At 43.8% G+C, this 22,144-nt stretch carries 22 protein-coding genes and 2 pseudogenes; 19 read left to right on the top strand and 5 right to left on the bottom strand.

The genetic code is table 11. From position 1 onward, the window contains the following. Both ACQEXR_RS08285 and ACQEXR_RS08280 read left to right on the top strand, forming a co-directional pair. A partial coding sequence (locus tag ACQEXR_RS08285) for a DUF2931 family protein (protein WP_427020102.1) occupies nucleotides 1-654 on the top strand: 654 nt, incomplete at its 5' end. A gap of 24 nt (nucleotides 655-678) precedes the next feature. Beyond that, nucleotides 679-1,179: a hypothetical protein gene (locus tag ACQEXR_RS08280; RefSeq protein WP_427020101.1), complete on the top strand. Its 501-nt coding sequence runs from the start codon at nucleotides 679-681 to the stop codon at nucleotides 1,177-1,179. Here the strand turns inward: ACQEXR_RS08280 and ACQEXR_RS08275 are convergent. Both ACQEXR_RS08275 and ACQEXR_RS08270 read right to left on the bottom strand, forming a co-directional pair. Then, nucleotides 1,163-1,408: a YgjV family protein gene (locus tag ACQEXR_RS08275; protein WP_138970979.1), complete on the bottom strand. Its 246-nt coding sequence runs from the start codon at nucleotides 1,406-1,408 to the stop codon at nucleotides 1,163-1,165. The two genes, ACQEXR_RS08280 and ACQEXR_RS08275, sit on opposite strands and share 17 nt — an antisense overlap. Nucleotides 1,409-1,710: 302 nt before the next feature. After that, a complete protein-coding gene (locus ACQEXR_RS08270; RefSeq protein ID WP_138970980.1) occupies nucleotides 1,711-2,028 on the bottom strand; it encodes a DUF496 family protein in 318 nt (105 codons plus the stop codon). Nucleotides 2,029-2,215: 187 nt separating this feature from the next. Here ACQEXR_RS08270 and ACQEXR_RS08265 point away from each other — a divergent pair, with 187 nt between their 5' ends. From ACQEXR_RS08265 to luxQ, 6 genes are all read left to right on the top strand, one after another. After that, nucleotides 2,216-2,410, top strand: a complete 195-nt coding sequence (locus tag ACQEXR_RS08265; RefSeq protein WP_138970981.1) for a hypothetical protein — start codon at nucleotides 2,216-2,218, stop codon at nucleotides 2,408-2,410. Between the two features lie 34 nt (nucleotides 2,411-2,444). Next, nucleotides 2,445-3,095: a YceH family protein gene (locus ACQEXR_RS08260; RefSeq protein WP_427020100.1), complete on the top strand. Its 651-nt coding sequence runs from the start codon at nucleotides 2,445-2,447 to the stop codon at nucleotides 3,093-3,095. Then, complete coding sequence (locus ACQEXR_RS08255) at nucleotides 3,095-3,409, top strand: GIY-YIG nuclease family protein (RefSeq protein WP_331426725.1); 315 nt, start codon at nucleotides 3,095-3,097, stop codon at nucleotides 3,407-3,409. Before ACQEXR_RS08260 ends, ACQEXR_RS08255 begins: the two co-directional genes overlap by 1 nt. A gap of 75 nt (nucleotides 3,410-3,484) precedes the next feature. Then, nucleotides 3,485-4,642 carry a conjugal transfer protein TraF gene (locus tag ACQEXR_RS08250; RefSeq protein ID WP_331426806.1) on the top strand — a complete coding sequence of 386 codons (1,158 nt, stop codon included), beginning with the start codon at nucleotides 3,485-3,487 and terminating at the stop codon, nucleotides 4,640-4,642. A 148-nt stretch (nucleotides 4,643-4,790) separates the two neighbouring features. Then, entirely contained in the window at nucleotides 4,791-5,888 is a 1,098-nt protein-coding gene (locus tag ACQEXR_RS08245) for an autoinducer 2-binding periplasmic protein LuxP (RefSeq protein ID WP_427020099.1), read from the top strand. Next, entirely contained in the window at nucleotides 5,888-8,440 is a 2,553-nt protein-coding gene (gene luxQ / locus ACQEXR_RS08240; RefSeq protein WP_331416564.1) for a quorum-sensing autoinducer 2 sensor kinase/phosphatase LuxQ, read from the top strand. Before ACQEXR_RS08245 ends, luxQ begins: the two co-directional genes overlap by 1 nt. A 33-nt stretch (nucleotides 8,441-8,473) precedes the next feature. On the opposite strand, the gene ACQEXR_RS08235 is transcribed toward luxQ, so the two are convergent. From ACQEXR_RS08235 to yccS, 3 genes are all read right to left on the bottom strand, one after another. Then, nucleotides 8,474-9,733 (bottom strand): hydroxymethylglutaryl-CoA reductase, encoded by a 1,260-nt coding sequence (locus tag ACQEXR_RS08235; protein WP_427020098.1) that lies wholly within the window; start codon nucleotides 9,731-9,733, stop codon nucleotides 8,474-8,476. Between the two features lie 94 nt (nucleotides 9,734-9,827). After that, on the bottom strand, nucleotides 9,828-10,103 hold the full coding sequence (locus ACQEXR_RS08230; protein WP_331416566.1) for a hypothetical protein: 276 nt from the start codon (nucleotides 10,101-10,103) through the stop codon (nucleotides 9,828-9,830). A gap of 205 nt (nucleotides 10,104-10,308) precedes the next feature. Next, nucleotides 10,309-12,480 carry a YccS family putative transporter gene (gene yccS, locus ACQEXR_RS08225; RefSeq protein ID WP_331416567.1) on the bottom strand — a complete coding sequence of 724 codons (2,172 nt, stop codon included), beginning with the start codon at nucleotides 12,478-12,480 and terminating at the stop codon, nucleotides 10,309-10,311. Nucleotides 12,481-12,736: 256 nt separating this feature from the next. Between yccS and helD the strand changes: the two genes are divergently transcribed. The 11 genes and pseudogenes from helD to ACQEXR_RS08170 form a co-directional block, all read left to right on the top strand. Next, complete coding sequence (gene helD / locus ACQEXR_RS08220) at nucleotides 12,737-14,803, top strand: DNA helicase IV (protein WP_427020097.1); 2,067 nt, start codon at nucleotides 12,737-12,739, stop codon at nucleotides 14,801-14,803. Nucleotides 14,804-14,814: 11 nt separating this feature from the next. Then, a pseudogene (gene cutA / locus ACQEXR_RS08215) lies at nucleotides 14,815-15,043 on the top strand (divalent cation tolerance protein CutA). A 602-nt stretch (nucleotides 15,044-15,645) separates the two neighbouring features. Further along, nucleotides 15,646-15,960, top strand: a complete 315-nt coding sequence (locus tag ACQEXR_RS08210) for an integrase core domain-containing protein (protein ID WP_427020096.1) — start codon at nucleotides 15,646-15,648, stop codon at nucleotides 15,958-15,960. A 121-nt stretch (nucleotides 15,961-16,081) separates the two neighbouring features. Beyond that, nucleotides 16,082-16,492 (top strand): DUF350 domain-containing protein, encoded by a 411-nt coding sequence (locus ACQEXR_RS08205; RefSeq protein WP_331416570.1) that lies wholly within the window; start codon nucleotides 16,082-16,084, stop codon nucleotides 16,490-16,492. Nucleotides 16,493-16,503: 11 nt separating this feature from the next. Next, on the top strand, nucleotides 16,504-17,442 hold the full coding sequence (locus ACQEXR_RS08200) for a DUF1190 domain-containing protein (RefSeq protein WP_331416571.1): 939 nt from the start codon (nucleotides 16,504-16,506) through the stop codon (nucleotides 17,440-17,442). 17 nt (nucleotides 17,443-17,459) lie between these two features. Further along, nucleotides 17,460-18,626 (top strand): glutathionylspermidine synthase family protein, encoded by a 1,167-nt coding sequence (locus ACQEXR_RS08195; RefSeq protein ID WP_331416572.1) that lies wholly within the window; start codon nucleotides 17,460-17,462, stop codon nucleotides 18,624-18,626. Nucleotides 18,627-18,639: 13 nt separating this feature from the next. Next, nucleotides 18,640-19,035, top strand: coding sequence for a DUF2170 family protein (locus ACQEXR_RS08190; RefSeq protein WP_427020095.1), 396 nt, complete (start codon nucleotides 18,640-18,642; stop codon nucleotides 19,033-19,035). Between the two features lie 18 nt (nucleotides 19,036-19,053). Then, nucleotides 19,054-19,743, top strand: coding sequence for a PspA/IM30 family protein (locus ACQEXR_RS08185; RefSeq protein ID WP_331416574.1), 690 nt, complete (start codon nucleotides 19,054-19,056; stop codon nucleotides 19,741-19,743). Nucleotides 19,744-19,804: 61 nt separating this feature from the next. After that, nucleotides 19,805-20,458, top strand: a complete 654-nt coding sequence (locus tag ACQEXR_RS08180; RefSeq protein WP_331416575.1) for a DUF2491 family protein — start codon at nucleotides 19,805-19,807, stop codon at nucleotides 20,456-20,458. Nucleotide 20,459: 1 nt separating this feature from the next. Beyond that, on the top strand, nucleotides 20,460-21,509 hold the full coding sequence (locus ACQEXR_RS08175) for an ion channel (protein WP_331416576.1): 1,050 nt from the start codon (nucleotides 20,460-20,462) through the stop codon (nucleotides 21,507-21,509). A gap of 281 nt (nucleotides 21,510-21,790) precedes the next feature. After that, nucleotides 21,791-22,021 (top strand): annotated as a pseudogene (locus ACQEXR_RS08170) (isopenicillin N synthase family oxygenase); the annotation flags it as partial. Nucleotides 22,022-22,144: the final 123 nt, after the last annotated feature.

The following is a 22,144-nucleotide window of genomic DNA, read 5'->3' as shown; positions in this document are numbered from 1 at the left end:
CAAGAGGACTGGACCAGTATGATGCTGCCGTATGGCGGATTGCTGCAATCTCGATACAAGATGGAAAAATATCGAGAATATACCTATCCAGACTACGATGGCTATGCAATACCTTTGGGTGTTCCGGTCAACTTCACTTCAAGACAACTTGGCACTGGCATAAAATCCTTGCCCGATGAACTCTATCTCTATTGGGGGAGCCATGGTTTTCGCTACGCCACCGTCGTTAAGATCACCGCGCAAATTAAAGCAGCGATGGTCACGCCATACCCTAGTGTTATATCCTCCAAGGAAGGAGCAACATGCTATCAAACGGAATTTATGTTTGGCTTTCTCCCTGATGGACGAACAAAGTTATGGCTTGATGGATGCGGGATACTCACCTATGTCGGTGAATATTCGGCAACAAAAGCGGTGCCAGTCCCTCCACCGGCACCAAAAAAAGAACCAGAGCCACTGACAGCAGAACAGATCGAGCAATTTGGACACCTTCTGTTTGACACGAAACCCAAAAAGAGACCACAACCACCCAAGATGTACCCAAGGCCATCACTTGATGACCCAATCCCGTGGGATAAAGTCAATCAAGTCTGGTATAACCCGGGCTATAAAGTACAGAATCTAGCCGATGTTGTTCCAAGCACACCAGAGTAGCCATCAACCACGAGGAGTACGACGGTGAATAAACGCTATCTCGCAATCACAACGATTGCCATACTCGCTCTAATCGCTGGCTTAGCCGGACGTACTAAGCCAAACTACCCTGATGACCCAAGGTTTAGGCCTTGGCGAATTGGTGCCGCGATCTCTTATAATTACCCTGCGTCGGTTAACGAAGCCTACGGTGTCAATTACCAAGAGGACTGGACCAGTATGATGCTACCGTTTGGCGGTTTGGGTTCACCGCTACGCTACAACATGGATAAATATCGAGAATATACCTATCCAGACTACGATGGCTATGCATTACCCCTAGCGCTACCAATAAACTTTACCTCAAGGCAAATTGGCACTGGCATAAAATCCTTGCCCGATGAACTCTATATTTATTGGGGGCTCAACGGGTTTCGCTACGCCACCGTCATTAAGATCACCGCGCAAATTAAAAAAAAGCCCTTGATGATAAAACATCAAGGGCTTTTTCAAATCTTTCTACAGTCGGCTAGGCTGCGCTTTTAACAGCGTCGCTTTTTTTTTCGCTTTGCATCTTAGCTAGGAAGTAAACGTTAACGCAGGCAATGAAGCCGTTTGTTACTACTACTGGCCATGCATCAATCATCAAACCGTATGCAGTGAACAGCGCACAGCCGATGAAATTAAGGACACGAAGGCGCACGATGTCTTTCATTGTTAGTGAAATAGCAACCATGATAGACGCTGCGTAACCTAAAATTTCAACCATATCCATAATTTGACCCTCTTAATTTTTGCCGAACGTTGTCGGTACCAATTCTTCTCTTCTTGAGATAAGTGAGGAAGCTCCATGCCTCGAATGGTCTAAATGATTAACTGAGATGAAATATAACAGGGCTAAATGTGTGATGGAAGCCCCAAAAAAGGGAACGGAGAAGGTTAGCGATTACGCAAACGTTTTACGCATTTTCGTCAAAAGTGATAACCAAAGTTGTTGGTTGATAATGGGAAATACCTTACAAAGAAAAAGCCTGCACAGGGTGTGCAGGCTTGGCTAATTTGGCGACTAGCCGTTGGCTACTTTTTCTTACCTTGAATGATTTTGTCTTCTTCAGTCAGTTCGCGGATACGGCGGCTAATGTCACGACGCTCTTTCGAGATTTCAGCGCTTTTGATGATATGGTCATCAACGCGATCTTCGTAGTCCGCTTTCATGTTCTTAATGATACCAACGATTTCTTCGTTGCTCATATCTGCCTTGATGTAGTCAAGTAGGTTTTCTAGAAGATCTACACGCTTACGGTTGTCACGAACTTTCTTTTCGTTATCAATAAGCTCGCGTTTTAGCTTATTTTTTCGACGTGCTTGAGCTACGATTTCAAATACACCACTCATAGGTCCCTTTCCTAATATTTTGAAAAACTGTCAATGATTAAATCATAACATCTAGTGGGTTAACAGTCCTAAGATCAATCATTACAGTGTGCTGACGGTTTTATCGCCAATCTATCGGCAGACGATTGAGCCTGCTTGTGGTTCGATATATGATTTCCATATTCTGTGGCAAGGTACGATGTAATAAATGCGCACGTCCGAAATTATTATGCCTAGTGAGACAATAGAGCCATCGCCAGGGCGGGCTAGTCGATTAGTCAAAGCATATAAGCATGAACGCACTCGGCAAGAGGTGACAGAGATCGAGCTCAACCGAAGTAAAATAGTGATGATCGATGAGAACGGAAAAATAAGAAAAGTTCCTATCCTCGCTGAGCACTAGAAGAGCGTTTGCAACAACATTGTAAGGAAAAGGTATGAATATAGAGCTATCCCCAGTAGAAACTCGTGTGATCGGATGCCTGATCGAAAAAGAGGTCACAACACCGGACTACTACCCATTGACATTGAACAGCCTGACGACTGCTTGTAACCAAAAAAGCAATCGCGAGCCTGTTATGTCACTGACTGATGTTGAAGTTCAACAAGCTGTGGATGGCCTTATCGCACGCCGTTTAGTCAGTGATGAAAGTGGCTTCAATAGCCGTGCGAGTAAGTTTCAACACCGTTTTTGCAATACAGAATTTGGTGACCTTAAACTGACCAAACAGGAAAAAGGGATTGTATGCTGTATGCTTCTACGCGGTGCACAAACGCCAGGTGAGATCAGAACCCGTACCAACCGTCTTGCAGACTTTGCTGATGTTAAAGAGGTAGAGGCCGTTTTGGATAGTATGGCTGCGCGCGAAGATGGCGCGTTAGTGGTTAAGCTTCCGCGTGAGGCAGGTAAGCGTGAATCTCGCTATATGCACCTATTCAGTGGCGAAGTTGACGTTGAGTCATTAGCCGCAACCGCTCAGTCACCAGTCGTGAATAATGATCGAATCAGCCAGCTAGAGTTGGAAGTTCAAGAACTGAGATCAGAAGTCGCAGAGTTGAAGGCTCTGGTTGAACAGCTTTCGGCCTAATGAGCTCATTGCTCACCCCCTCTTTAAAATTACATTCGGATTGGTATGTTTACTTAATCCGAATGTCTAACAATGCCCTTTATTGTGGTATCACAACCGACCTTGAGCGTAGGTTTCGGCAACATTGCAATGGAACCGGAGCAAAAGCACTTAAAGGTAAAGGTCCTCTCAAGCTCGAATGGCACCAATACATAGGCACTTCGAGAAGCGAAGCCTCAAAAATAGAATGCCGAATCAAGCAGTTATCTAAAGCGAAAAAAGAACAAATTGTTTCAGGTGAATATGTGATAGAACGATGTATTGATAACGCATAAATTATTCGTTATTCCTACAAAATTCCCCAGATGTATTAATCTTGTTTATGACTAATGAAAAAGGTTGATATGGATATGAATCAATTAGGTAAAATATCTTTGGCAGTGGGCTCAATCATTTGGGCTTGTACCGCTCAAGCGGCAACGGTCTCTCCTGATGGCAGAGGCAATGGTATGGGGAATACAGGGGTGACCAGTGCTGATTATGTGTTGGCTCCGTTCTATAACCCGGCTTTAGCCGCCGTTTACCGCGATAGTGATGACTTTGGTTTACTGGTGCCCGCAATAGGGGCGACAGTGAGAGACACTGAGGAATCATTAGATACGATAGATAGCCTTCAAGATACGATTAAAGCGTTTGAAGCATCGGGGAGTCCAGATGCGACAACATCAGCAAAGTTAAATAGCTATCTTACACAGCTAGCGGATGATAAACCGCTTGCGGTAAGCGTGGGGGTGGGTATCGCCGTCGCACTCCCTATCAGCACGCTTTCAGCTAACATCTTTACGCGCGGCTATGCGGAGATCGTCGCGACACCCGAAATCGCGGCCAATAGTGGTGATACTCCAGCAGCAGTAGAAGCGCGTTACAATAACTCCAACGTCGATATGATTGCCTTTGGTTATACTGAGTTTGGTGTTGCTCTGGCGAAACGTATGGCCATCCAAGGTCAGGATGTTGCTTTGGGTATCACGCCAAAGTACCAACAACTGCGTACCTACAAGCAAAGCCTTTCTGTTGAGAGTTTCGATATCAGTGACTATGACAAAAGTGAAACCAACGAGAACTATTTCAACTTAGATCTTGGTGGGGTTTGGTTTTATGACCAATACCGATTTGGTGTGGCGGTGAAAGACCTGTTTTCTAAAGAGATCAATACGTTAGATGTTAGCGGTGTCAGTACTTATAAGCTCAACACACAGGTGACGGTTTCTGGGTCTTATAGCATGGACTATTTTGTTGCGACGGTAGACTGGGATCTAACCAAACAGAAACGTTTCACCGATCTTAACGACGACACCCAATTTTTACGTTTTGGTGTTGAAGGAAATGCATTTGGCTGGGCGCAGCTCCGTGCGGGTTACCAGGTGGATATTCAAGATACTTTGGATAACTCCTTCACTGCGGGGATTGGTATCAGTCCAGGAGATCTTGTCAGTCTCGACTTTGCTGGTAGCTATGCAGGAGACAACCAATTTGGTCTGTCGGGCAATTTGTCTTTTACGTTCTAGACACTATACGGCATAATGAAAAACCGAGTAAAATTAATGGCTTGAAGGCTAATAATTGAGCTCGGTTTCATTGATAATAATGAATTATAATTGAAATATAACGATTCAAATTATTATGCTCAGCTAGCTAGTCAAAAGAGAAAATGGCATGTGTAAGTATAAACTTCTTTCTTTATTCGCTTTGTATTCAGCAACTTCAATGGCTCACACTACGCAGGTTCTAAACGGCTATTGGCAATACGATGAATATCTCGATTCGCATCCTCTGCAACGACAATTGACGGACGCATTGAGCGAAGAAGTTCGCCGTTATCCCGTTCCTCTCGCAGTCAAGCAAGTAAAGCCAATTTCAATTTCTGTGGTTTATCCCGGGCAGCAGATTTCAGATTACTGGATTCGAAACATCAAAGCGTTTGAAATGCGATTAGAAAACCTGGGCATCAGATACAGTATTAATCAAGTATTTACTCGTCCAAATATCGATGTTAGACAACAGAGCTTGTCGCTGCTTGAAGCAATCCAAAATAAATCCGACTACCTGATTTTTACTCTCGATACCACACGCCATAAAAAGTTTATTGAGCATGTGCTGAGTTCAACAGATACCAAATTGATTCTACAAAATATTACCACTCCGGTAAGAGCTTGGGATAAACAGCAGCCCTTCATGTATGTGGGATTTGACCATATAAAAGGGACTCGCGTGATACAAGAATACTACAAGTCAGTCATCCCGAAAGAGAGTCGTTATTCCGTGCTCTATTTCTCGGAAGGTTACGTGAGTGATGCGCGCGGAGATACTTTCATCGAAGAGATGAGCCATCATGACAGTTACCAATTATCCTCTTCTTTTTATACCAAAGCGACACGAGAGTCTGGGTACCTTGCTGCGAAATCAGCATTAGAGAAAGATAAAAATCTAGATTTCATCTATGCATGTTCGACAGATGTCGCTTTGGGAGCCGCTGATGCGCTTAAAGACTTAAACCGCAATGATATCATGCTGAATGGTTGGGGTGGGGGAACCGCTGAATTGGAAGCCATTGCCAACGGTCAACTTCAAGTGACGGCGATGCGCATGAATGATGATACCGGAGTCGCGATGGCAGAAGCGATTAAGTGGGATCTCGAGGGAAGAAGTGTGCCACATACATATTCCGGTGATTTTGAGCTTGTGACGAGCAATGATAGCCCAAGCAAGATCGAGAAGCTCAAGCAGCGAGCATTTAGGTATTCTGATCAATAATGGCAAGATTATTCGGACAGGCTGGTAAGAGCCGATTAGCCACGTTATTAACCAACTCGATCTTTCTTGTTATTGGTGGGCTAATTGTGGTTATGGTTTTGCAAAACTACCAGGTTAACCGAGATGTTGTATCGCAAGAGGTTGCTCGTACTAAGCAGCAAACGCAGAGCTTGGTTCAGGAAATTTTTAACTTTCGAGTCAAGTCGATTGAGATACAACAAGATAGCTATAGCCGAAATCCGGTCTTGCTAGAAGGTTTGGTAAGTAAAGATGCTCAATCCCTCGATCTATTCTTCAATAGTATGGATCAGCTTTCTCCAGACATTACACCTGACTTTCGCTACATTATGAGTCATGACCAACTTATTTGGGATGACGCGAATTTTGAGTTCTATGGAATTTCAACGCAGCAGTTGCTGCATATTACACAAGATGTGACTACGGGTTTTGATTGGCATATTTCGCAGACCCCTTCAGTGATGGGAATGAGATACCTTATGTTAAGGCGTTCCTCTATTGTCGATTTAGAGTCTGGGGAAGTGGTCGGGAATCTTTTCGTTGGTATTGTTCTTAACAACAATTTCTCGATTGTTTATGCACTTGCTCAAGGCAGTAATGCGGATCAGGTGCTGTTAGCGGTAGGTTCTGAGGTGATTTCGGCGAGTGACAAGGATGGCGACGATAAACAAACTCAATGGTTAGCGCAATCGCCTGACGAGCTTGATTCGAGCGGTTTTACTGTTTCTAGAACGGATCTCACCATTAATAACGTGCCGACTTTTCTCTCAATTTATACGGTTCAGGATAACGAACACATTGTCCATTTTGTTCGGAGTTATTATGTTTGGTTGGCGATCACGGCTGGATTGATCATCTGTATCGCCATCTACACTCGAATCTGGCTCGGTAAAAGAGTCTCAAAAGAGTTACGTTCTTTGATGACCTATACAGATGCTTCGATTCAGGAACAAAAGCTTATCGAATTTGAAGGGTCGTCTATTCAAGAGTTTCATCAAATAGGCCAGTCATTTCAACGTTCATTTAAACGACTTAATGATCAAGAAAAGCAGTTTGCTGATTTGTTTAACTTCTCTTTGTCACCTGTGACGTTATGGAACGTTGAAGGTGAGTTAGAGCGCTTTAACCCGTCGGCTGAAAGGTGTTTTCGTACCCATGGCGCGCAAGATCAACTGATTTCCAGCTTGAAGCCGCACATTATGATGTGTGCTCAAGGTGCAACCCTGACAGGCATCAACACCGCTATTGCCAACAAAACCTTTCGTTGGAACTTATCTCCTATTATGAGAGACAACAGCGTCTCGCAGATCATGGCGCAAGGTCAGGATATCACCAGCTTCATTGAAGCAGAAAAGCAGAGTCAAGCTGCACGTGAAGAAGCAGAAGAGTCAGCGCGCATGAGGGCGGACTTCCTCGCTAAAATGAGCCATGAGTTACGGACACCGCTCAACGGTATTCTTGGTGTATCCCAGTTACTCAAAGATAAAATGGTTGACCAAAGAGACATAGAGCACATTGAAGTTCTATGCAACAGTGGTGAGCACCTATTGGCGGTATTGAACGACATACTCGATTTTTCAAAGATAGAGCAGGGGCAGTTCCATATCGAAAGCGCGCCTTTCCGCTTGGCTGAGCTGACAACAACGGTAGAAAGAATCTTCAAGCCGTTACTGGATAAAAAAGAGGTCGCCTTCGACGTTGTAAATAAGATCCCTCAAGACCGATGGGCACACAGTGATCAGGTACGTCTCAATCAGATTATTTTTAATCTGGTTAGCAACGCAGTCAAGTTTACTCATTATGGCAGTGTCCGAGTCGAATTAGACTGTGAACAGACTGACTCTGGGTGTTTACTCAAATTAGAGGTATCGGATACTGGGATCGGGATTGATCAACTGCGCATAGCGCATATATTCGAACCTTTTGTACAAGCAGAATCAAACACGACGCGTGAGTATGGTGGCAGCGGCCTAGGTTTGGCGATTGTGCAAAGTCTTGTCACCATTATGGACGGAGATATTCAGCTAGAGAGTGAAGTCGATGTTGGGACGAAGCTTATCGTTAAAATACCGCTAAAAGTCGGTAGCAATGAGTTGATCAATGTAGAGAAAAGCGCCCTTGCTGAAGAACCCTCAACCTTGTTCCCTGAGTCACTGCATGTTTTGCTGGTGGAAGACAACAACACCAACGCTTTTATCGCGAAAGCATTTTGTGAAAAATATGGAATGACGGTTTCATGGGTTAAAGATGGTGTTCATGCAATTGAATTTTTGCGCTCAGATCCCAGTGTGGCTATGGTCCTAATGGACAATCAGCTCCCCAATCTTGGCGGTATCGAAGCGACGGAGATCATTCGTAAGGACTTAAAGCTTACTGTGCCTATTTACGCATGTACGGCCGATGGCATGCAGGAAACCAAGCAAGCCTTTCTAGCGGTTGGGGCAAACTACGTGATAGTTAAACCGATTAAAGAAATCGCGCTAAACAAAGCATTCATTCACTTCAAAGAGAACTACTACGCGAAAGTGAAATAGTATTGGGCAGCGGATAAAACGCTGCCCAGCTGTTTATCGCGCCAGTTTTTGGTGCGCACGAGAAAAATGATCGGCACAAAAAGCGCCAACGATCGAGAGTTCTCCCGCTAAGCAAAGACAGGCCGCGACCTCCGCCAAGGACTTTGCTTTCCCAGCACCATATAGCCCCATTATATCGAGGCACGCTTTCTGTGTTGGTAAGCCAGTACCACCGCCAACAGTACCTACCATCAGATTAGGTAGCGTAACGCTAGCGTGAAGTACTCCATCCTTATTGAGCAACATGCGCGTAATGCCAATCGCCGATTCAGCGACGCACGCGGCGTCCTGCCCGCAAGCAATATAGAGTGCGGCGAGGGCATTTGCATAGTGAGCATTGACGCCAATACCACCACTTAGTGCTGCACCTGTGGTGGTGACTTGTCCGAAGCGGACCATTTTTTCTGGGGTAGTATGAAGGTACTTTTCTACCAACGCTTTATCTAAATGAACCTCAGCGGTCACCTTTTTACCACGAACATGGCGTAGCGTATTGGCGTTAGGCTTCTTGTCTCCAGAGAGATTACCATCCAGAAATGCTTCCGTTGGCGGGACTGGGGAGTGAGTCAAAATGTAGTGATACACTTCGTTCGTTGCAATCGTGACCATGTTTTGGCCAGAAGCATCGCCAGTATGAAACTCAAAAACCAGATAGACTTGGCTTGCTTCGATATTGACATTGATATCGTGAAGCTTACCGTGCGAGGTTGTGGACTCCGCGACGCGTTTGAATTGATCGTATTGTGTCACAACCCATGCGACAAACTGGCCGGCATTGGCAAGTGAATCAAAACAAAATACAGGCGTGCGAGTGACCCCTTCATTGAGTAACATTGCACTTGCACCGCCAGCTGCTGTGATCAATTGAGCGCCTCTATTGTAGGACGCAACTAAAGCCGCTTCCGTGGTCGCAAGTGGGATCAGGAAATCGTCATTCGCATAAAGGCCGTTAACACGAAGTGGCCCAGCAATACCCACCGGTACTTTAACGGTGCCAATAAAGTGCTCAATGTTTTTATTGTATAGCTCAGCATTAGTTTGGGTCTGATCGTCAAGTAACACTGATTGTTCAGTAAGGTTAGCGAGTTTGCTCCATCTTTTTTCGAGCGTTTTATCCGAAATATACGGACTGGGTGTCAGTCTTGTTTTTGGACGCTCAAAATGGGGGCTGAGTTTTTGTTCTAATGTGAGGTTATGTTGCTCTGGCTGGAGGAAGTGGTGGTCTTTTAGTCGAGATAAATTCAGTTTGGGCATTGCAAATTAAAACGGGAAATTTGTCTGCATTCTACCCGATAGACTCGGGAACTCAATGGTTGCTTAATGTATTGCTACAATTTACTTCATTTCGTCAGACGTGAATATCAAGCAGAGTACCAATCATCTCTTGGTCACGCTGCAATACGTTGGTGCCTATTCTGCTGTATTGTTCGGCACTAGTGAGTTTGGTGAGAGGTTCAAAATCAGAAGCTGGCGCTTTGAATTCGACTTTGTTGAACTCGTAGCCGTCTTTGTTTGAGATGGATTGTAATTGCTGGTTTTGTTGGATTTCAAGCGTAGCGTCTTCGGCCATCTTCGACGACATATCAATGATTTGATAACCGGCTTGTACAGAAGATACTGGCATAAACACCTCCGCTTAATTAAAGCTTAAGGGATGATTGAAATTACAGCAAGTTGTGCTAAGAAAAAAGGCTCGAAATCAGTGACAGTTCTTCGTCAGTGACTAAGGTTTCGTCACATGAATCCAGTTTGCTATTGATCTCACCTCGCAATGTACGTAATTGCTGAGGTGACAGTGAAGAGCAAGGGCTCTTCATTAAGATGAGGTTTTATGCAGAATGGGCAGGTTGTGCCACACGGACTGCAAATTTACTCGCGAGTGAATGAAGCTCCGGCAACATTCGGTAAATGAGATGGAGTTGTTGCAGAACCATGCGTACTGAACCATCGTCTTCTTCGCGCCATTCGGATAAGCGTTGTTCTAAGGCAGGGTCATCGATATCGCTGGTATCACAGTTATCACAATGCTGATTAAGCTGGGTGAACAGCACCTCCAAATGCTGGTGAATGACTCTATGAGCATCAAGGATCAGTTTATGCGTTTGATCATCGGCAATTTGGGTTCGGTGCGCACCTAATGCAGAGATATAGCTGAGTAGGGCGTGGTTTAGAGTCAAGAAGCGATAGCTCTCATCCACCGCAGCAAGATAGCGACCGGGCTCTGCTAACATAGTGCTGATAGCGGTGGTTAACGTCGCATCTTGATTGTGTGCGTGACGGCGAGAAATGCGATAGTTGAGACTGTCTTTTTTACCAATCCTATATTGGCCGATAATTTGCGCCAGATAATTTTTATTAGCCGCTATCGCCTCTGCCATCACTTTGTGCAGACGTTTCGATTGCCAGTCGGGTAAGATTAATGCCACAGCAGCAACGGCGAGAGCACATCCGATTAACGTATCGGCAAGTCGTGGCAATACTACCGCGTATCCTTCTCCAAGTTGATTAAAGCAGAATAAGACAAGCACAGTGATAAAGCCGGTTGCGTAGCCGTAGTTAGCCAGACGAAATGCGAAGAATGCCACGCCGGATATCACTACGAAGACCAACTGACTTTCTTGTGAAGGGAAGAAGGTCAGCAGCGGTACACCGATGAATAGACCTGCAAACGTACCTAAAACCCTTGCGACAAGCTTTTGTCGTGTTGCGCTGTAGTTTGGCTGACAAACGAATAGGGTAGTCAACAAAATCCAATAACCCCGTTCAATATCGAATAATTGAATGATGCCATAACCAATAGTCAATGAAAGCGACATTCGCACCGCATGGCGAAATAGCATTGAGTCCTGAGTAAAATTGGCACTGATCCGCTGCCACATTGCTTTGAGTGTATGTGCTTCTGTGTCATCAAGAGCATCTTCTTCAAGTCTGTTCGCATCAGGGTTGTTCACATTACTAAGCTGTTTCTCTACCGTGGCAAGGTTATTAAATAGGTAGCCAAGCTGTGAGAGTAAAGAACGCCATTGTGGGTTTTGATGAGACTGCAAATAGCTAAGGGAGTTTTGCAACTCATCAAGTGCCATGACGGACTGGTTATCATGTTGATATTCCTTGCCTAAACGTATTGCGTTGGCAATTTCTCGACATGATTTAGCTTGGGTCTCTAACAAATGTTTAAACCGGAATAAAACGTCAGAACGTTCAAAATGGACAGCCAATTCTTGATAACGGTAGTGTGTTGAACTGATCCGTTCATGGATGTCTTGGGCTAGGAAGTAAATGTTGAGAAATCTATCACTGGTTGCATCCACGTGACCGCGCTTTGAACGGCTTAAAAAAGTCGCTTTGCAAGAGTTGAGCGCATTGACCGTGGCGGCATTCAAACGCGCTTCTTCCAATCGATAAGGTTGTGGCGTTAGATTTGATACCGGATGAAAGAGCTGACTTTTCGAATCAAGGTAATTGGCGAGCTGAATAAACACATTGGCCAAGCTTTGTTGAACGGGCTGAAGTGGCCATAGGGCGTGCCAAATCATAGACATCAGATAGTACCAAGCCGCACCTGAGAGCAGCATAAGTGGCTGGAACCAAATATTCGTACTTTGATGAGCACCTAGCATGGCGTAAATAGCAATCAGTAAAGAGCCAAACGCGATACTGGCGTAACGTGGGCCGATAGCCCCCAAAATAATAAAGCCAAAGGTTGAGGTAAATAGACCAATGGCAAATAACCACGGTGTATTAAACAACAACTCTATAGAAAACGCGGCGACGGCAAAACAAACCAGCGTCAAACTCTGTGATTTGAGACGTCCGGTGAAACTGTCGTCACTTTCGGCTAACGCTGCGGCAATCACACCCAGTATCAATGGGATGATCTGTTCATTGAGCTGCAAGTACCAGGCAGGTACGACCACGCCAAGAAGGGTGACGAGAATGAGCAGGCTATAATTGATGGTTTTATTTGCCCAATAGTGGCGTAGCTGACTAAATAAATTCACTTGCAGAAATCTGTAGGTCATAAGTGCGTTGAGAATAACAAGATCTATATGGTAACGAGCTGATCCAAATAAAGATACTAGATACTTTGGCTAACTTTTGTCCATTATCGATCTTGACTAACTCTGGTTGTTCGGAAACGAACGCTGTACTAGGGTAAAACCAGTGCTGTCACTCACTATTTTTAGCGTAAATCTGTCAAAAGAGAAATCAATTCAGTTATGATGATTGCAATGGAATCAGAAGGCCTACATCGAAATGCAGCTAACCGCTAACAAGACTGCACAGTTTTTTATCCAACGCGAATACTATCAAGTTGAATTAGAATCCGATGCGTTGATCCTCAGTTCAGAAACCAGCGAAGAACACATTCCGTTTAATGTATGGAGTGGTCAGGTTCAAGTCAAAAATGGCCTGTTTTGGGGAGGGCTACTTTTCTTTGCATATAGCAATGAAGGCGAAAGGCAAGCTTGGCTAGTACAGGGTCTACCGCTTGATAAGTGCCGAGACTTCGCGCGCCTTGCCATCGCACGCTACCAAAAATGGCACCAAAATCAGTGCCAACAGCTATTTATACACTTACCCAAATGGGAACAGGCCATTGAGCAGTTTCATCGTCAACCTGCTTTTCTTACCCATTCGTCAGTAAAACAATGGCAGGACTCCGTTAGTGCGGATTTCGCTCAGGTGAATATGAATCTTGAAGATGCATTACTGAGAATGCCCGAACGCATGCGTAAGATTGAGCCTTGGATTAGTGATTCCGATCAGAAGCTAAAACACCGTAACGAGCTTTGGATGGAGAATGAGCTAGAAAATTGGCAAGTGCTCTTTTCGCAAATTGAGTCCTCACCATTGAATCTGAGTCAAAAGCGTGCGGTTTTGCTTAACGATAACAATAACCTCATTCTCGCAGGGGCGGGTTCAGGTAAAACCAGCGTACTGACAGCACGTGTTGCCTATCTGTTGCAAAGTCACATTGCTCGTCCTGAAGAAATTCTCTTGCTCGCGTTTGGGGGTGATGCCGCTGATGAAATGAGCCAACGCCTCAATGATAAAGTTGGATTAAGTGCAGAACGTGTCAAGGTCAGTACTTTCCATCAGTTAGGGCTGCATATACTCAATCAAGTCGAGAGCGAGCTTGTCACGATTTCTCCGTTGGCGATCGATGACAATCAACGTAAGAGCTGGTGTATTGATTGGCTCAAAAAACACTGGATGACACCAACCAACTTTAAACGTTGGCAAAAACATCTTTCGAAGTGGCCAATCGCATACTTAGCTGGTGACGATGAACTGGGAAGCCATGTTGAGAATCCGAAGCTTATCGCATGGCTAGAACAGCAGTTGTCTCAGCTCGCATTGATGGAATGTGGAAAGAAAGAACTTCAACAGTTATTGGTTGAGCACCCTGAATACACACGTTTAAACAGTGAGTTATCTTTGGTATGGCCGTGCTACCAAGCCTGGAATCAACAGCTTAAAGAGCAGGGACATATCGACTTTAACCTTATGATCTCCAAAGCGACCCAACATGTCGTCAAAGGCAAGTTTCGATCGCCGTGGCGTTACATTATGATTGATGAGTATCAGGATATTTCTCCTCAGCGTTTAGCACTGATTGAGGCGCTTTGCCAACAAGAAGAGCATAGTGACTGCATACTGTTTGCTGTCGGCGACGACTGGCAATCCATTTATCAATTTGCAGGTTCAGATGTTGATCTTACTACTGGGTTCGCCAAGCGCTTTCCAAACTCAACAATTCATCATCTTGATACCACTTATCGTTTTAATGACAAGATCGGCGAAGTGGCGAATCGATTTGTGCAGCAAAACCCTACCCAGATTCCTAAGGTGCTCAATAGTCATAAAGAGCAAAAATCGAAAGCGGTGACGCTGATTCCTGCCGGAAATGTGGAAAAAGTGCTCGATCAATTGAACAGGAATGCGAAATCGATTCAGAGTGTATTGATATTGGGCCGTAACCATTACCACAAACCTGAGCTATTACGTGATTGGCAGAGAAATTTTGGATTACTCTCAATTGAGTTTATGACTTGTCATGCCAGTAAGGGCAAAGAGGCGGACTTTGTTATAGTTGTGGGGGTCGATGAAGGGCAGTTCCCTGCCCGTGTCAAAGCACTGCACATTAATGGAGCCTTGACCCAGTCTGAAGATAGCTTCCCTTATGCCGAAGAGCGACGTCTGTTTTATGTCGCCTTAACTCGAGCGAAAAAGAAAGTCTGGGTAGCACATACAGGTTCAGGTTCTTGTTTTGTCAAAGAACTCTGTGAGCAAGATTATCCAGTCATCGTACAGAAGTAAGGAAATCACCAGTGAGCGGTCAGTATTGCATTACGTTAACCACAACAGATAGCGATGAAAGCGCGCAATTGATCATTAATTCAGTGTTGAATAAGGGATTGGCAGCGTGCATTCAGACGATGCCAATCCACAGTCATTATGTTTGGAAAGGGGAAGTCTGTTCCGCAAATCGTCCAAATCCCATTTGTAGAGGGCTATAACCCTTATTTGGCTTGGTTAGAAGAGAACACACGCTGTTGAAGTAAGGCACTATCCCCTTGAGAGCCTAAGAATGCGATGCCTTCGTCTCCTCCAGCGAAGGCTGATGCGCTAGCAGCTTTTGAAGTACTGGGTCATATTGCAGAGTTTGAAAGCCGGATGCTAAGCAAGTCGACATAACTCACTGATAGTTCGACGGAAATTGTGTGCGTTGAGTCATGATTATATCGGAAGTGATATAAATTTCTGAGCTAAAATATCTTTTTATGATATAATTTTGCCCAATTTTTAAACATCGGTATATGTGTTGTTGCAGTGCAATTCTGCCTACCTTATCGTTTCCAGTTCCCCTCTGGCAGGATTGTTGTCACTGTTAAAATTTAACCAGTTTGGGTGGTAATGAGTGAGTTTTGAATCGCATTCCAACAGAAAGAAAAAAAGCCATATTGAAGAAGCTACTACCTCCTTATTCAATGTCTGTAAGCCAAGTAGCAAAAAGGTATTAGCACAGCAACCTTGTATCATTGGAGGCAGCAACTTAGACACTCTTATCCACGATGCCAAGCAAAGTGGCTGCCGTCTAGAGTACGCTTGCCATGAAGTTCAAATTGATTTGAGAGCGTATAGACGCTGGTATCAGCAAGGTGAAATACAGGCTGACCAAAGACCGACCTGCGTCAGGCCAGAGCCTGCAAGCAAAAGGCTTTAAACAACTGGTTGCTGGTCGCAGTCGGGTTGAGGCGTTCGTACGCTGGTATAACACCGAGCATAAACACAGTAAGTTAAATTACGTCACGCCATCAGAGCGTCACAATGGAAAAGATAGCGAGATTTTAAGACGTCGTTCTGATGTGTTTTCGATAGCAAGAGAACGACATCCTGCGCGTTGGTCAGGCAAAATTAGGAACTGTGAACCCGTTGGTGAGGTTCATCTAAATCCAGAAAGAGAAGCCGCTTAATAAGTAAGCGAATGATGACAACTATCTTGAAAAACGCCGATTATTTGAAAATTAATTTTTTTGCCCCAAGACTATTGTTCTTGGTTCATTCCACACGTCTAAAACAAGAGGAAATGACTACATGGAATATATCAATCTGCCGGCACTAGGTAACTTTGCGGCGTATTTTAGCACAGGACTAGCTTTCTTACTTATCTTTAAGTACATCGTTCTTGCCATCACTCCCTATGACGAGTGGAAACTAATCAAAGAAGAGAAGAATGTCGCAGCTGCGGTTGCATTAGGTGGCTCTTTAATCGGTTTTTGTATCGCTCTGTTCGGTGTGCTGCAAAACGCTGTGAACTACTATGATTTCGCTATCTGGGCTGTGGTAGCTCTTACAACACAAGTTATCTCTATCAAAATTGTCAGATTCGTTTTTATGCCTAAGTTTGTTCAGCGTATCGAAGATAACCAGGTAGGTGCAGCTGTCGTAGCAGCATCAATGTACATTGCTGTTGGTCTTCTAAACGCCGGCGCCATGACATACTAAGAGGTATAGCTGTGAAAAAAACTCAAGGTAAAGTAAATATTCATAGGCACTTGATTGGTGATCGCAAGTCTATCGTCATGTTCCTTGGATTGGGGGCTGTTGCTACGCTAACAGGCTGTGATACTAAAGAAGATCCTTACTACGCTTTTACAAACATGGATACATGCGAAAAGCAACTGCCGGGCCAGTGTGAAGCAGCGTACAAACTTGCTGAAAAAGAAGCAAAGCGTACTGCACTAAAGTTCATGGTTGAGTCGGAATGTAGTCGAGACTTCGGTCGCAATATCTGTCTTCAAGACGATCAGGGCGCTTGGTATCCAAAAATGGCTGGTTTCATCACTCACAAAGATGAAAACGTCGATTTCACGCACCCATTCTTCACAACGTTTAACCATACGCAAAGTTTATATGGGAAAGCATTCATGGCCAACGGTCGAGAAATAACCGACTTACGTGATATGAATGGTCTGAACCTGTCTCTTGAAGGTTCCTACGCAAAACCATTACCAGATTCCAAGCTGGATGTGGCATCTATCTCAGTTGCTCCAACGTCAGGTTCATCAACCGACGTTACTGATGAAACAAAAGGTGGTTCTAATGGTTCAGGTGCTTCAGTAGCTAATAGCCTGATTGCGGGATACTTGTTGTCAGAAGCATTAGATGAAACTGGCGACTATTTGTCCGAGCGTGAGCGAACTAAGCGATATCAGCAATGCTTAAAGTCAGGACGTAACGACTGTAACAGTTACACAGTTACATCGGGTACTGGGCGAATTGGAAATGTGAATAGTAATGCTGCTTACAAGACAAACACCAAACCATCACTACTAAGCACAACCGCCAAAACCAATAACCCTAGTACTACCTACAAGAGTAGCCCAACCAAAACATCAAAGTCATCTGGTGGCTTTGGTAGCTCGGGTCGTTCTTTTGGTGGTTTCGGCGGTTAAATAATTCAGGAATGCTCATGCTGCAACAAGACATTGAACCTCGCGAGGGTTGGGAAAATCGCTTACTTGAGCTCGGTTTTGACTTCTATGAGGTTTCATCAAAGCATCCTTACTGGTGCGAAAATCGATACTTTCAACTAAACCGCGCCCAAATTGATCATATTGATAAGGTTACTGAAGAACTACATGAGTTAGCTATCAAAGCGGTGGCTCACGTTTTTGATAATGACTTATTACATTTGTTCGGGTTACCAGAAAAGCACTATGATTTGCTTCGAAAATCTTGGGCTACTGATAAATCCTATTTGTATGGTCGATTTGACTTCGCTTGGGATGGTAAAGGTGAGCCGAAGATGTTGGAGTACAATGGGCAGACACCAACATCCTTGTTTGAACTGTCTGTTGCGGCATGGGACTGGATGAAGCAATCAGTAGAAGCAGGGAAAATTCCTCGCCATGCTGATCAATTTAACCTACTGGACGAACGTATCATCACTCAGTTTGCTTACCTGCGTGAAGCAAAAGGCGTTGAGTCGATGATCTTACATTTTGCCTGTGATGAGACATCATCAGAAGATAGAAGAACTGTCACCTATTTAGCTCAGTGTGCTCAAGAGGTGGGTTTTGAAACTGTAATTGTTGATATAAATGAGATTCAGTTGTCAGTTGATAACCAATTCTTAGACCAAAACTCAAAACAGATTTTCAATTTATTTTCACTGTACCCATACGAATTTGCACTTCTAGATCCGTATGGGGATTATATAGAAGAAAGTGGCTGTAAGTTTATCGAACCACTTTGGAAAGTGTTACTTAGTTCTAAAGCTTTGCTTCCTATCATGTGGAAACTCAACCCAGGGCATCCTAATTTGTTGGAGTGTTACTTCTCAAATGAAAAGGAAGTTGCATTAATCGAGAACAAAGTAACCAAGCCAATCTACTCTCGAGAAGGAGCGAACATCGAAATTGAGCTCCAAGGTGAGACTGTAGAAGGTACGACAGGGAACTACGGTGCAGAAGGCTTTATTACTCAAGAATTTGCTCCGTTAGCTGAATTTAAGAACGGTCGGGTCGTAATTGGATCTTGGGTAATCGGTAAAACAGGGTGCGGTATTTCTTTCCGTGAATCAGATAAACTAATCACAAACGACGTGGCACGATTTGTACCACATATCATTGTTTAACAAGGATATAGACATGTCTTTACAAAACATCAAAGCGCATTTAGAAGCTTCAGATCATAACTGGACTATTGGTGAAATTGAAGGAGGCTTGACCATTACCAATGGCGACGGTATTCCGGCTCATCTTGTTCTTACAGAAAACCAGATGATCATTGAAACCATTCTTTTTAAAGAGTCAGAAACCAAAGATGTGGCTCAATTCGACGACTTGATGATGCAAGCACAGAAGGGCTTACCACTAACATCGGTTGGTAAGTCAGAGATCGAAGGCACAAAATACTATGTTGCGTTTGGAGCGTTGTCATCTAGCTCAATCCTTGATAATGTAGAACTTGAGCTCGTTATGCTATTCCAGAACGTTACTGAAATTCTCCATTCTTCTAGCGATTTTCTACGAGAAACTAAGTAACCAAAAGGAAGGTAAATAATGAGTATTTTTTCACGATTAGTAGCTGGTTTTGTCGGTAAAGCAGAAGCGAAAGCTGAAGCAGTAGCAGATAAAAATGCAATTCCCGAGCTTGAGCACTATATCCGCCAAGCAGAAGGTGAAATTCAGAAGTTTGACCAAAATATCAATGAAGTGCGCGGACAACGCAAACAACATGAAAAGACGGTCCATGATCTGGAAGCCAAAATTACCGGTTACAAAGCAGATGCGCAGCAATTTGCCAACAATGACAACCAAGAACTTGCTTTGGAAGTGGCTCAAGAAATCCTTAAGCTTCAACCTCAGCTAGAAACTGCTAAGTCACGCGTTGAACAGACTAAGAAGACAGAAGATAACCTGATTTCGACTGTTCAAGGTCTGAAAGAGCGTATTGTTGCAATGAAAGAAGAAATCGATTCGATCCGTTCAACAGAGCAGCTCCAAAAGGCTCAAGCTGCAACGTTGAATGCGACAACTGGCCTTGATTCAAAATCTAAGACAGCTTTAGATGCCTTTGAGCGTATCAAAGCTCGTCAAGAGAAGAACGGTCACATGCTTGATGCAGCACAAGAGCGCGCAGCGGAAGCTAGTGCACCATCAGGTTTGGACGCTCGAATCGCAGCAGAAAAAGCAGGCCCATCTCAAGATGCTCAAGCACTTTTAGATAGCCTGACAAAGAAAGACAGTTAACATAACGTCTACAAGGGCGACTCTTTGGAGTCGCCTTTTTTCTCTGCTACAAGGATTTCATATGTTAAATAGAATAAAAAAACTTTTCGGTGGCGAGCCAACTCCGGTGCCATCGCAACCAGAAAAACCTCAATTGCCTCAAGTCCTAGGCTTACACCTTGGCGGCACATTTACTTTGGATGCACTCAAACTTCGTTCCCTTGAAAGTTCATTGATCATTGAAGGTGCTGCACCAGAGCAAAGGATTGAAGCAATAGGGGTTGTTGATTTGGATGAACGCCGAAAAATCGTTCGCTACTACACTGATGATGATGGGTTCCTTCAGATTCAGTTGGAAGACAATGAAATAATCGAGATTATCCTTTGGTACTTTCACGATACAAAGGGAATTCTTGATGCTGATTGGCAACCACTTCTTCGCGATAAAATAGCAATTGGTCAATACGAACTTGAAGGTCACCAGTTCACTCAGTCGTTTGAAGGTAACAAACCTGAAGTAATCACAGAGAAAACGTACTTCAAGAACGGAACGGAGTCTGAAACTGACCAATTCTTTATGCCATATATTCGTGAGATTGATAGTCATCATGCAAGTGTAGAATTGTTGCTTGTTTGTGCCGAAGAGAAGTACAACAAGGTTTCTGGCAACCTAGAGCATGAGTTAGTAATTTCAACAGGCGTACATCTGAACCCTATCGATATTAAGAACAACTAAAATGCAGAAAAATATCTCAAAGAAGTTAATTGAGCTTTGGGATGAGTACTTCTCAGTAGTTGCAGATGGCCTAGGTAAATTGCATTTAGGCCTGCTAACACTGAGTTTTGTTCTCATTGTCTATTTTGGTTACCTGCTATTAGGCGAAGGTCACTTGATCGAATCACCAATTAGGATGACCTATTATTTAGTAACTGTAGGCTCCACGGTGGGCTTTGGGGATTTGCACCCGCTAACTGAGGTAGGACAGGCATTCACGGCACTTGTTGTGATACCTGGCGCTCTAGGGTTATTCGCATTGGTTGCTGGTAAATTATTGGCAAAAGGAATGTCTCTTTGGTACAGGAAACAAAAAGGTATGCATACAGTTAGAAACAAGTCTGATCATATAGTGTTAGTCGGATATAACCAAAATCGGACCCCCTCACTGGTAAAACAGATTGCTCGAGAAGATAAAAGGGATATTGTGCTCATTTCAGTAGAGCAACATGAAAACCCGTTGCCGGATTTGGTTTCTTTTATCAACGTCCCTTCGTTTACCAATGAAGATGAGTTAGAAAGATCAGCTTTAAGCCGAGCTAGCTGCATCATCATCGATACCGACGCAGATGAAAATACGCTGACGATCGCTCTTTTTGCGAGTTCTCTAAATGGAACTGCTCATTTAGTCGCTCATTTTAATGATCCTGTTAAAGCAAAAATTCTTAAGTTACAATGTCCAAATGCCGAAGCTATCTCCAATCTCAGCACAGAGCTTCTGGCCAAAAGTGTCATAGATATTGGGTCAAGCCTCTTACATAGTGAAATGGTTAGTGCTGAACGCGGTCAGACTCAATATGGGATTGAAGTTAAGTCTGAATGTTCATTTAAAGTATTGGATATTTTCATAGATTTTAAGCAGAAAACTGAATCTACAATTATTGGTATGAGGCGTCGAAATGAGGAAGTTGTCATACTTAACCCTGACCTCGAGATGATTATTCATCCAGGAGATACTCTCTACTACATAAGTGATGAAAGAGTTGATTTTGATGAATGGCCAACTCCATAAAGTGAAGGCGAACCAAGTGTTCGCCTTTGTTGTTTTTAGGCGGATTACAACATAATTTCTAGTTGCTTTTTGTACAGCGATTTAGGATTTTGTTACAATTTATTCTTTCTAGCAAATATCTGATCATTACCTATAAGGTGATTATTCAGTTTTCAGATGGCTAGACTAGGGTAAATGTCAACGAATGAGGTTCTAGTCAGTTAATGAATGCAGAGGTATTTTCAAGTGGTTACAAATCGAGAAGTGTTAATAAGGGAACTGGTGTAAGCGTTTATCGGAACCTGAATACCCCATGTGGCTTCGGTAACTTGATCATCAACATTGGCGATATGCTACAAGAAGCATCGGGTGGATATTTCCCATCGACCACACACCGCGTGATCAACCCTGATGGCTCACGTCAAGAACATTCACGGCTGTTCCTTCATCCAAAACCAGAAGTCGTCTTATCTGAACGCCATACCGCAGATAGTTACTTGATGGAACGCCTAAGAGAGCTTGGTGTCATTTAGTCTGTATTCATTCACCAATTAAGAGTCAGCAAAGGTGGCTCTTTTTTATGGCTCAGGCGACAAATGTAACAAGCAAGACTCGACAAATAAGTGATTATGTCATTTATTGAATAAAAAAAGAGA

The sequence above is a fragment of the Vibrio sp. TRT 2004 genome (assembly GCF_050113735.1).
Classification (GTDB): Bacteria; Pseudomonadota; Gammaproteobacteria; order Enterobacterales; family Vibrionaceae; genus Vibrio.
Note: the sequence above shows the minus strand (reverse complement) of the source record. Positions and strands in the feature narration are given on the sequence as shown.

What these genes read in the sequence shown, in the direction of transcription:
- ACQEXR_RS08175 (WP_331416576.1), top strand. Translation starts at nt 20,460, where the DNA reads ATGCAGAAAAATATCTCAAAGAAGTTAATTGAGCTTTGGGATGAGTAC.
- ACQEXR_RS08265 (WP_138970981.1), top strand. Translation starts at nt 2,216, where the DNA reads ATGCGCACGTCCGAAATTATTATGCCTAGTGAGACAATAGAGCCATCG.
- ACQEXR_RS08270 (WP_138970980.1), bottom strand. Translation starts at nt 2,028, where the DNA reads ATGAGTGGTGTATTTGAAATCGTAGCTCAAGCACGTCGAAAAAATAAG.
- ACQEXR_RS08195 (WP_331416572.1), top strand. Translation starts at nt 17,460, where the DNA reads ATGCTGCAACAAGACATTGAACCTCGCGAGGGTTGGGAAAATCGCTTA.
- ACQEXR_RS08230 (WP_331416566.1), bottom strand. Translation starts at nt 10,103, where the DNA reads ATGCCAGTATCTTCTGTACAAGCCGGTTATCAAATCATTGATATGTCG.
- ACQEXR_RS08275 (WP_138970979.1), bottom strand. Translation starts at nt 1,408, where the DNA reads ATGGATATGGTTGAAATTTTAGGTTACGCAGCGTCTATCATGGTTGCT.
- ACQEXR_RS08190 (WP_427020095.1), top strand. Translation starts at nt 18,640, where the DNA reads ATGTCTTTACAAAACATCAAAGCGCATTTAGAAGCTTCAGATCATAAC.
- ACQEXR_RS08205 (WP_331416570.1), top strand. Translation starts at nt 16,082, where the DNA reads ATGGAATATATCAATCTGCCGGCACTAGGTAACTTTGCGGCGTATTTT.
- helD (WP_427020097.1), top strand. Translation starts at nt 12,737, where the DNA reads ATGCAGCTAACCGCTAACAAGACTGCACAGTTTTTTATCCAACGCGAA.
- ACQEXR_RS08250 (WP_331426806.1), top strand. Translation starts at nt 3,485, where the DNA reads ATGAATCAATTAGGTAAAATATCTTTGGCAGTGGGCTCAATCATTTGG.
- luxQ (WP_331416564.1), top strand. Translation starts at nt 5,888, where the DNA reads ATGGCAAGATTATTCGGACAGGCTGGTAAGAGCCGATTAGCCACGTTA.
- ACQEXR_RS08245 (WP_427020099.1), top strand. Translation starts at nt 4,791, where the DNA reads ATGTGTAAGTATAAACTTCTTTCTTTATTCGCTTTGTATTCAGCAACT.
- ACQEXR_RS08185 (WP_331416574.1), top strand. Translation starts at nt 19,054, where the DNA reads ATGAGTATTTTTTCACGATTAGTAGCTGGTTTTGTCGGTAAAGCAGAA.
- ACQEXR_RS08180 (WP_331416575.1), top strand. Translation starts at nt 19,805, where the DNA reads ATGTTAAATAGAATAAAAAAACTTTTCGGTGGCGAGCCAACTCCGGTG.
- ACQEXR_RS08255 (WP_331426725.1), top strand. Translation starts at nt 3,095, where the DNA reads ATGAGCTCATTGCTCACCCCCTCTTTAAAATTACATTCGGATTGGTAT.
- ACQEXR_RS08235 (WP_427020098.1), bottom strand. Translation starts at nt 9,733, where the DNA reads ATGCCCAAACTGAATTTATCTCGACTAAAAGACCACCACTTCCTCCAG.
- ACQEXR_RS08260 (WP_427020100.1), top strand. Translation starts at nt 2,445, where the DNA reads ATGAATATAGAGCTATCCCCAGTAGAAACTCGTGTGATCGGATGCCTG.